Annotated in this window: 6 protein-coding genes; all 6 read right to left on the bottom strand. The window is 27.2% G+C overall.

Features of this window, described 5'->3' with window-relative positions:
- The coding region (locus tag ACMHJ2_RS17550) for a hypothetical protein (RefSeq protein ID WP_413514155.1) at positions 1 to 512 on the bottom strand (512 nt) is incomplete at its 3' end.
- Positions 513 to 659: 147 nt separating this feature from the next.
- Positions 660 to 2,426, bottom strand: a complete 1,767-nt coding sequence (locus ACMHJ2_RS17545) for a DUF4209 domain-containing protein (protein WP_413514154.1) — start codon at positions 2,424 to 2,426, stop codon at positions 660 to 662.
- Positions 2,427 to 2,428: 2 nt separating this feature from the next.
- A complete protein-coding gene (locus tag ACMHJ2_RS17540; protein ID WP_413514153.1) occupies positions 2,429 to 4,567 on the bottom strand; it encodes a DEAD/DEAH box helicase in 2,139 nt (712 codons plus the stop codon).
- A gap of 5 nt (positions 4,568 to 4,572) precedes the next feature.
- Positions 4,573 to 5,892 (bottom strand): ATP-binding protein, encoded by a 1,320-nt coding sequence (locus tag ACMHJ2_RS17535; RefSeq protein ID WP_286419482.1) that lies wholly within the window; start codon positions 5,890 to 5,892, stop codon positions 4,573 to 4,575.
- Positions 5,892 to 8,279: a tellurite resistance TerB C-terminal domain-containing protein gene (locus ACMHJ2_RS17530; protein ID WP_413514152.1), complete on the bottom strand. Its 2,388-nt coding sequence runs from the start codon at positions 8,277 to 8,279 to the stop codon at positions 5,892 to 5,894. The genes ACMHJ2_RS17535 and ACMHJ2_RS17530 overlap by 1 nt, the downstream gene beginning before the upstream one ends.
- Positions 8,280 to 8,485: 206 nt before the next feature.
- On the bottom strand, positions 8,486 to 8,684 hold a 199-nt coding region (locus ACMHJ2_RS17525), incomplete at its 5' end, for a DUF4138 domain-containing protein (protein WP_413514151.1).

Genomic DNA, 8,684 nt, shown 5'->3' with positions numbered 1-8,684 from the left:
ATCCTTTGTTTTAATCCATGATTTAAATTATTAATATTTAAGTCTAGTTTAATCAACTCTTCAATCTCTTCTATTTGAAGACCTATATCTTCATAAGCTTCAAATGAAATCTCACTATCTTGATGAGAAGAAGATGTAACAAAATGTATTAGAGATAATTCTAATGCTTTTAGTTTCAAAAATATTTGTTCTTGTAATATAAAAGAATTTTTAGAGAGACAATATTTAAATTCGAATGCTAATCCATAATAAACCCCTGAGAATTTTTGATATCTTTTCTCCCATTCCTTTGGGTCTCCATTAAAATATTGAACATAATCAACTACATCAAATAATTTTGAATATGTGTTTTTCGCAATACCCATTAATTCTTTATAAGAATTTAATTTCTCTTGAAATAATTGATCCTGATTATTTCTTTTTTGATCATTTATGTAAATAAAAATAGAAAATATTATAGCCAATATTGAAAATAATAATGATAATATTGAAATTATATTTGAAGCATTCATTGTTTATATGATATAGTTATTAAATCACTAAAATTAAACAAAGTAGGGTTAATTAATATAATGAATTTATGAAAATTACTGAAACCCTAAAGTATTTAACATTTTACTATTTCTTGATTGTTTACTTATTATAATAATCTATCAGTATTAACTATTTTCCTCACTTTCACTTATTGTCATTTTATAATTACCTAACCTTAATATTGCAATAAGAAGAAGCATTATATGATAGGAATTATAATGTTTAAAATCATAGAAAGCATGTGCAATGTTATTTCTTAAATCTAATCCTTCTTTAGTAAACAGAAACTTAAAATAATAGATATTATCATCACTAATTTTCTCTTTGATAATATCCTTTTCAAAAAAATCAATAAAAGAAACATTCTCTTTATGCTCCATTGTATTATTAATGATCATGGCATGTCCTTCTACCAACTTAAGAAAATCTCTAAAAAGCCCTTCAAACTTTAACACTAGAGAATCTAACACTAATATATATTTATTTATGGAATTTGTTCCACTTTCAATGTCATCTTTATATGTTTCAAAAAAAAGAGATAAAGATGGTTTGAGTAATTCAATCCAATTATTCTGGATTATTCTTTTTTCAATTAATTCCTCAACATTTCCCAACCACTTATCTTTAGTTAAAAAATTTATATACGAGTCATAATTAAGTACATTATCTTTAATTGATTCACTAAAAACTTCATGAATAAACGGGATACTAAAACTATTAATCATATGCTTGTAGATAGTAATTCCTTTAGCATTATCACTAACTACATTCATATTTATATCAAACTTTTTCATAGTAATAAACCTCATAAAAGGAGTTTGTATTTCATTTATATTTGCTTTTGTTGCTTTTGGAATTAAAAAGTTATCATCCTGTACTAAAAACTGCAAAATAACCTCGGAATCCTTAGAATCAACAACTTCCTTAATTCTATTTGAAATATAATCATACATTTCTTTAATCTTACCTTCTAATTCTAATTTAGATATATGCAATGGAAGCTTTATATCGTTTTTGTTTGCTTGTAACTTGACAAAAGCATTATTCTGTAATTGCTTATTACTGGCTCTTTTCGAAATATGTAAAGCTTGTTCTAAAAGTATATTTTTATGAAATGGATTATTCCCTTCTTCTTCCATTAATAATTTTCCCCATACACTCAGTAACCTTTTGTCTTCTTTATTAAAGATCTTTTTATACAAATTCGTTAATACTTCTAAAAAAAAGAACTTCAATTCATTATCTTTAATTAATTCAAATTGGTTATCATAAATTAAACACAAATGATCATAAATATCTCTTTTTACTTCTACTTTAATTTTTTTATTTTTGATAATCTCATTTACAATTCTACAGAAATCGCGTATAGATAGCTTTACTAATTTAGTTCTAAGTAAATTATTTACTTCCTCTTGTTTTATTTTAAAATTTTGTGAAACATATATCAATCCTAAAAAATGTTTATATAAATATACTTTTTCATCTTCATTTAAATTAATATACTCGTCACTCAACTTATTTACAAATATCAAATAATTATCAATTCCTCTATTTAAGAATTTTCTATTCTTGTTATTCAACAAAAAATATATATAGCAATAGTTGAACACATAAATAGGGTTTTCTACTTTTTTAATTCGACTTTCTAAATAGATTTTTTGCTTATCATTTAGTGTCTCTACCCATGATAATCCCCATGATAATTGAAAGTCACCTTTATCTTGATCGTATTTCAGTAAAAGAGTAATTTCTTCAATTACATACATATCTTTTAAATCTTTATCAGTAATTGAATCTATAAAGCCTATTAAAAGACTAACTTTCTTATTATTCAATACTAGATTAAAATACTTATCATCTTCAAGATAATTATAAAGTTCTTCTAAATTCATAACTATAAAATATTTTCCTTCAATTCTATATTATTCAAAAATTGCAATGTTTCTTCTACAGAATAATAAGCATCTTCAAGCAAACTAACTTGCTGATTAATGGGTAAGTATTTTCCCCATTTACTAAAGTCTATAATATTCGGGTTTTCCTCTATAACTTGCTTTAAATATGAATTAATCTCTTTTGAGTCAATATTAAACTTAGAAAATAATCTATGTAAATCTTGAGCTGTTGTTAACTTTAATATTATACTGTTTTCTAAATCGTTATAATCATTTTTGATTCCGTTAAAATCAAGAAATAAACAAATTGTTCTATTTATCTTTGATGAAGCAAAGGTGTATAGCTCAGTTTTATTCACATCGTGTTTTAGTGGTCGATCTATTTTATAGTTTACTAGTTTATAGACAGCAAACTCATCTCTAAGTATCTTTAAGGCATCTAATGATGCTTGATCTAAATAATCAAATTCTTGTTTGCTAATCAAAATCTCTAGCATCTTCTCTTTTATGATATGACTAATATCTACAGGTCCTCCATAAAAAGTAGGCTTATCTCCTGAATTAGCAGGTTGGACTATAATCTTCTTACTATCATTTTCAATGAGTATTACTTTCCATACTCTTGATGCTAATAAGAACTTACTCTCTTCACTAAGCATAGGATTTAAAGGAAGTTCACCAATAACAATATTTTGATGAATTACTTTATACATTTGTTCACTCTCGAAAACGCTATAAAAGTCTTTTGAATTAACGATGTATTCTCCATCAAGGCTTATCAATAATTCTTGGCCTGTCTGTTCAATAATTTGCTTTTCCAATAACGATTGTATAGTCTGTTCTATTTGAATAGCTGTAACATGCTCAAAAGAATAATTTTGTTCAAAATAGTTTATCAACTCATTTTGAGTAATTCCATTTCTACTTTTAATTACAGAAAGTACTTGATGAACTAAAATATCAAATGGATATACAGCATTCGTTTTACTATCTATGACCCCTTGTAGATATAGCTCCCAAATAGCAATACTTTGTAATAAAAACCAGCTATTTGTATTATACAGAACTACTTTACTTTCTTGTCCGTCTTTTCTACCACTTCTTCCAATTCTTTGAACTAACGAAGCAATATTAAATGTGGAATCAATTTGAACAACTTTGTCAACTGAACCGATATCAATACCTAATTCTAAAGTAGAGGTACAACAAATTGAAAATGGTGAATAAGTATTTGTTTTGGCAAAATTCTCAATGTATTCTCGAAGTGATTTATCGACTGAAGAATGATGAGCAAAGAAATTGGTATGTAAATTCCCTTGTTTACTGATCTTTAAAAGATAATGTGTAATTTCTTCAACCTTACCTCGACTATTAGGAAATATTAAAACCTTATTATTATAAACCTCTTTAAATAAATCTTTAATCAAATCAAGATTATAGTTATTTCCCCCTTTATTTTCAAAATATTTAAAAGAAACACGTGTTGGTTTACTTGAAGAATCTTTTAACACCTTCGTTTCTAATGGACGTCCACCAAATTTTTTGATTGATTCTAAATCGCCTATTGTAGCAGAAAGACCAATTAATCTGAAATTGGCATTTGCCCTTTTCTGGATTCTATATAGCAATGAATTTAATTGGACTCCCCTATTTGTACCATCAAAATAATGTATCTCATCTATTACAACATATTTTAAATTGCTAAAAAGATGTGGTATCTCGTGTGATCGATTACAAAACATAGCTTCTAAAGATTCTGGAGTTATTAAAACAATTCCATTTGGGTTTTTAATAAGCTTCTTTTTAGCTGATTGACTAGCCTCGCCATGCCACTTGGTAATCATGATATCTAAATGTTCACAAAGCTCTTCAATACGCTTAAATTGATCGTTAATAAGAGCAATTAAAGGAGAAACATATAGGACTTGTACTCCACTTTCAGAAAAATCAACGTCCGTTAAAATAGGCAAAAAAGCAGCTTCAGTTTTACCTGAAGCTGTTTTTGCTGATAAAATATAATTATCCGTTGTTGTCAATATTCTTTGTATTGCAGCATCTTGAATAGGACGTAATTCAGACCAGTTCTGCTCTGCAATATATTTTCTAATGGGCTCTGAAAGTAGTCTGTAACTGTTCATACATTTTATAATTCTTCTATCGTATCTAAATACGATAAATCCATATCTTGGCGTTCATCTAAAACATTAACTTCTTTAAACAAAGAGTCCTTGTTTAACGTCGGGTTCTGTCTTAATAGATTCAATATGTTTAAAAAATCACGTGTAACTTGTCTTGGAGTCAAGAATTCTTGTGCTCCTGGTTTATTGTAAATCTCCTCCATAAAGTTTTTAATATCTTGATCATCAACCTGAGATTCGATTTGATAATTCTGATTAAAAATAGTTTGAAGGTTTTTCAATAGTACGTAAATCTCATTGTGATTAAGTGGTCTAAGTTTAATCACAGGTTGGGCAAAATCACGAATTTCTTGAGTTTCAAATCTATTGGTTTGAAGTCTAGTTTTTAAAGCATTATAACTAAAAAGACCTCTTCTTTCATTTTCTAAAAAGTCTTTTGTTCCTGCGATATTAAAGAATAAGTTTTCTACCTTACCTTGTAAACAATCATTATAGATTGTTAGTATTTTTTCATAGTTCTTTTCTCTTGTACCTGAATTTTGAATTTTATAGAGATTAATTGCTTCATCTAAGTTTATCATAAGTCCACTATACCCAATACTTGTAAATAACTTACAGAAGTTTTTAAGCATATCGTAGTAATTATGATCGTCAATAATTTCTCTAATACCCAATTCTGATCTTGACTCCGTTTTAGTCTTATACTCCCCTTTCAACCATTTCAGTGCATATTTTTTTAGGTTTTCATCATTCTGTATATATCCTTGATAATACTTCATAATTACAGATCCAAAATCAAATGCTCCTACATCAGAAAGTTCATTAATGGTAGTCATAATTTGTGTTTCAACAAGTGGAAGATTTTGCTCTTGTGTAATCTCAGTAAGTGGAATCTGATTATCCTTAGAAACTTTCATTAAAACACTCTCAATCCACTTTTGCAATAAAATAGGGAGTGCTCCTCCTTCAGGTTTAGTTTGAATAGCTAGGTTATTCATAATAGCAGAATAAAGAAGTACTGCTTTACCATCATTGCTATATAATCGATTCTCTGGAGTAAAATCTGCATTAGCAATTACGAATTTTTGCTTTAATGCTACTGTATTTAATAAATGAAGCATAAAAGATTTTCCTGATCCAAAATCCCCTATCCAAAACTTCATTATACTATGGCCATTCTTAACATCTTCTAAAGCGCTAATAAAGGCATTTACTTCTTCATTTCTTCCTACTGCAATATGAGAAACTCCTATCTTAGGTACTACACCTCCAATAAGAGAATTAATAATAGCTGTTGCTTCTTTTGGCTTGATATTAGTTGTCATTATTTTAGTATATTTTGATAATATTGTTCTTCAATTGTATAAGTATCTTCTTGTTCTTCGATTAAATTGTCATCAATAAGTTCATAGGTCTTTTCATTAATATTGTTAATTAATGAATCTACAAACACTCCATTTTCACTTGCAAACTCTTCTACTAATTCTCGTGTAATTTCATTATTAAAATTTTGAATCATTTGTAAAAGTTCTATTTCATATGCAGTATATTCTAAATCCTCATTAAACAGATTTTCTTGTTTTGGTTTTGTTGCCAATTGTTCTAATAACGAAGTATCTAACTCTGATTCTACATCCTCATCTTCTAAATATTCATTTAAAAGTTCAACAGTTTCATTTAGTTGCTTTTTTACATCACTTATCTTTTCAAAATCAAGTTTAATCTCTTTTCGCTTAACTTCATAAATACTTTGAAGCTCTTTTAATGCACGCTCAAAATCCTTTGTTTTTAAAAAATTATCCAAAATAACATTGAATTGATCTAATTGCTGCTGATTTTTAAATAATACTTTAAGTGTGGTTTTATTTAATGGTTTATTATTTATAGTCACAGAATCTAAATCTGCTTGGATGTATCTTAAATAATATTCTAAAGCTAATAATTGATCCTGCTTTGCAATGTGCTTACTAGCATCAAAATAGATATTTTCTATGGAAGGATTATACTTATTAAACTCAGCTAACTGATCTATCTCTTTTTTAAACTCTACTGTATTTTGAATGTTTTTTACAATTTGCTCAAATGCAATTTTCCATCTTGTTGTATTTTGTTTATTTAAAACAAGTTCCGATTCTAGATTTGCAGGTTCACATAACAAAATCTCCTTTTCCAATGCTTCCTCAAACACTCTTTGCAAATCTTCAAATAGCTCAACTATCTCAGATTTTGTGTGTATAGCATCTACATTTAACTTGCGTTTGTGATTATAAAATTCACGAACTTTATTCTCTGTAAGTTTAAAAAAGTACCTAAATACATCTTGTTTATAGGATTTTAAACTCGCCCCTTCGTAATACTGAGCATAGTATGGATTTGAATCATGCTTTTTTAGTAGAACTGCTACTTCATCAATTCTAGCAGATAATGTTGTATCATTCTTTTTACAATACTTTTCTAAAACATCTATTATTCTACAATATACCAGCCCTTGTTGATTAAAACAAAACTCAGCTTGATTAAAGACCGTTTCATGGTAGAAACCTATTCTATTTAAATATCTAACCTGCTTTGGTGTTAAATCATGTTTTTTCTTAATGGTGTTCCCTACATAATAATCCTGTTCATTATAATTGGTATAACTATCGTAAGAATTGTTTTGGATTAAATCTCCATAGTTATTTGATAACGAATTTGAATTATATTTCTTTAATATACTTGTAGTGTATCTACGTACTTTTGGGTACAACTCATCAAGTACACAGTAATATGATTCTAATTTCAAGTAGTCTTTATCTTCTTGATGTTCCTGTTCTAAATCAAACATCAAAGTAAAAGCATACCCTAAATTATATTGCTCTAACTTTACATATGATTTACTTTTAAAGTCTTGCTTAAACTTTAAATAAAAGTCTTGTATTTCTTTTCTAGCAAAACCAATCGCGTTAGTTGAATAGATATACCCACTGTTCCAATGTGGAACCAAATCTACTTTTTCTTTACTTACTTTTTGAATAGGTACGCTTTTAGTCACAATAACCTCTGAAGTACTAGAGTTCTTAAGGTTTTTATATTGTTGTAATTTCCGTTCACAATAAATTCTAGTTTTAGGGTAATGTTTGACAAGGATATTATAATTAGATCTTAACTTCTCATAATCATTGGTATTTATAAAGTCTCTTTCAAAATCAAATAGAAGTACAAAAGCATAGTTTACTTCATTCTCAGCCAAAGGGATATAATTCTGATTTAAAAAACTATCTTTAAACTGATTATAAAAATTTCTGATATCACTATTTGCTGTCTTGATATCATTATATGAGTAAACATAACTAAGTCCCCAATAAGGGACATTAACTTTTTGTTGAACAAAATTTTCACTAATTAAACTAGAACTCTTCACAACTTGGTTAGGCATTAAGATATTACTTTTGTTATATTTTGGATTAATCACATTAGATGAATTAGCAAGATTGCTATTTAAAACACTAGAAGGATTGTTATTATAATAAGTAGGATTATACTTTAGAGTAAACTTATCCGAAGACATTAGAATATATCTAATAGCTTCAAAAACTCCTAATATCCCTGGTATATAAGTCCAACAAAATAAGAGATAAAAAACACCTTGAACAGGTCGATTTAGATAAAACTTATGTATTCCTAAGGAACCTAAGAAAAAAGCTAATAAAGCAGCTACTGACTTATCTTTCATTTATGACAATCTATATTTTATAAAAATTAGGGTTAATTATCGGTCTTAAATATATAAAAGATACTGATACTATTAATGATTATTATCTGAAGTCACTGTTTTTCTTAGTTTAGTAAGATTTAAATTGTGTATCCAATACTTTTGAGTGCTTATGATTCAATATAAAGATTAAACAAGAGAGTCCTTTAAAGGACTCTCTTGTTTAATTAAAACTTTAAGTAATCTATTCTTTTTGATTTTAAAATATCCGAACTTTTAACCTTTAGAACTTGACTTCTCACTCCATTCTTATCATTTATCTCAATTAATAGCACTTGCTTATCAGACAGAGTAAACTGATCTAACATAAAAATATTGTCTTGTTTACTTAGGCTATTGATAATTTGAGAATCAGTATAACTCCTA

Origin of the sequence: Myroides odoratus (assembly GCF_965118575.1) — a bacterium.
In the GTDB taxonomy this organism is placed as follows: domain Bacteria; phylum Bacteroidota; class Bacteroidia; order Flavobacteriales; family Flavobacteriaceae; genus Flavobacterium; species Flavobacterium odoratum_B.
This window is presented reverse-complemented; position numbering and strand designations above follow the sequence as displayed.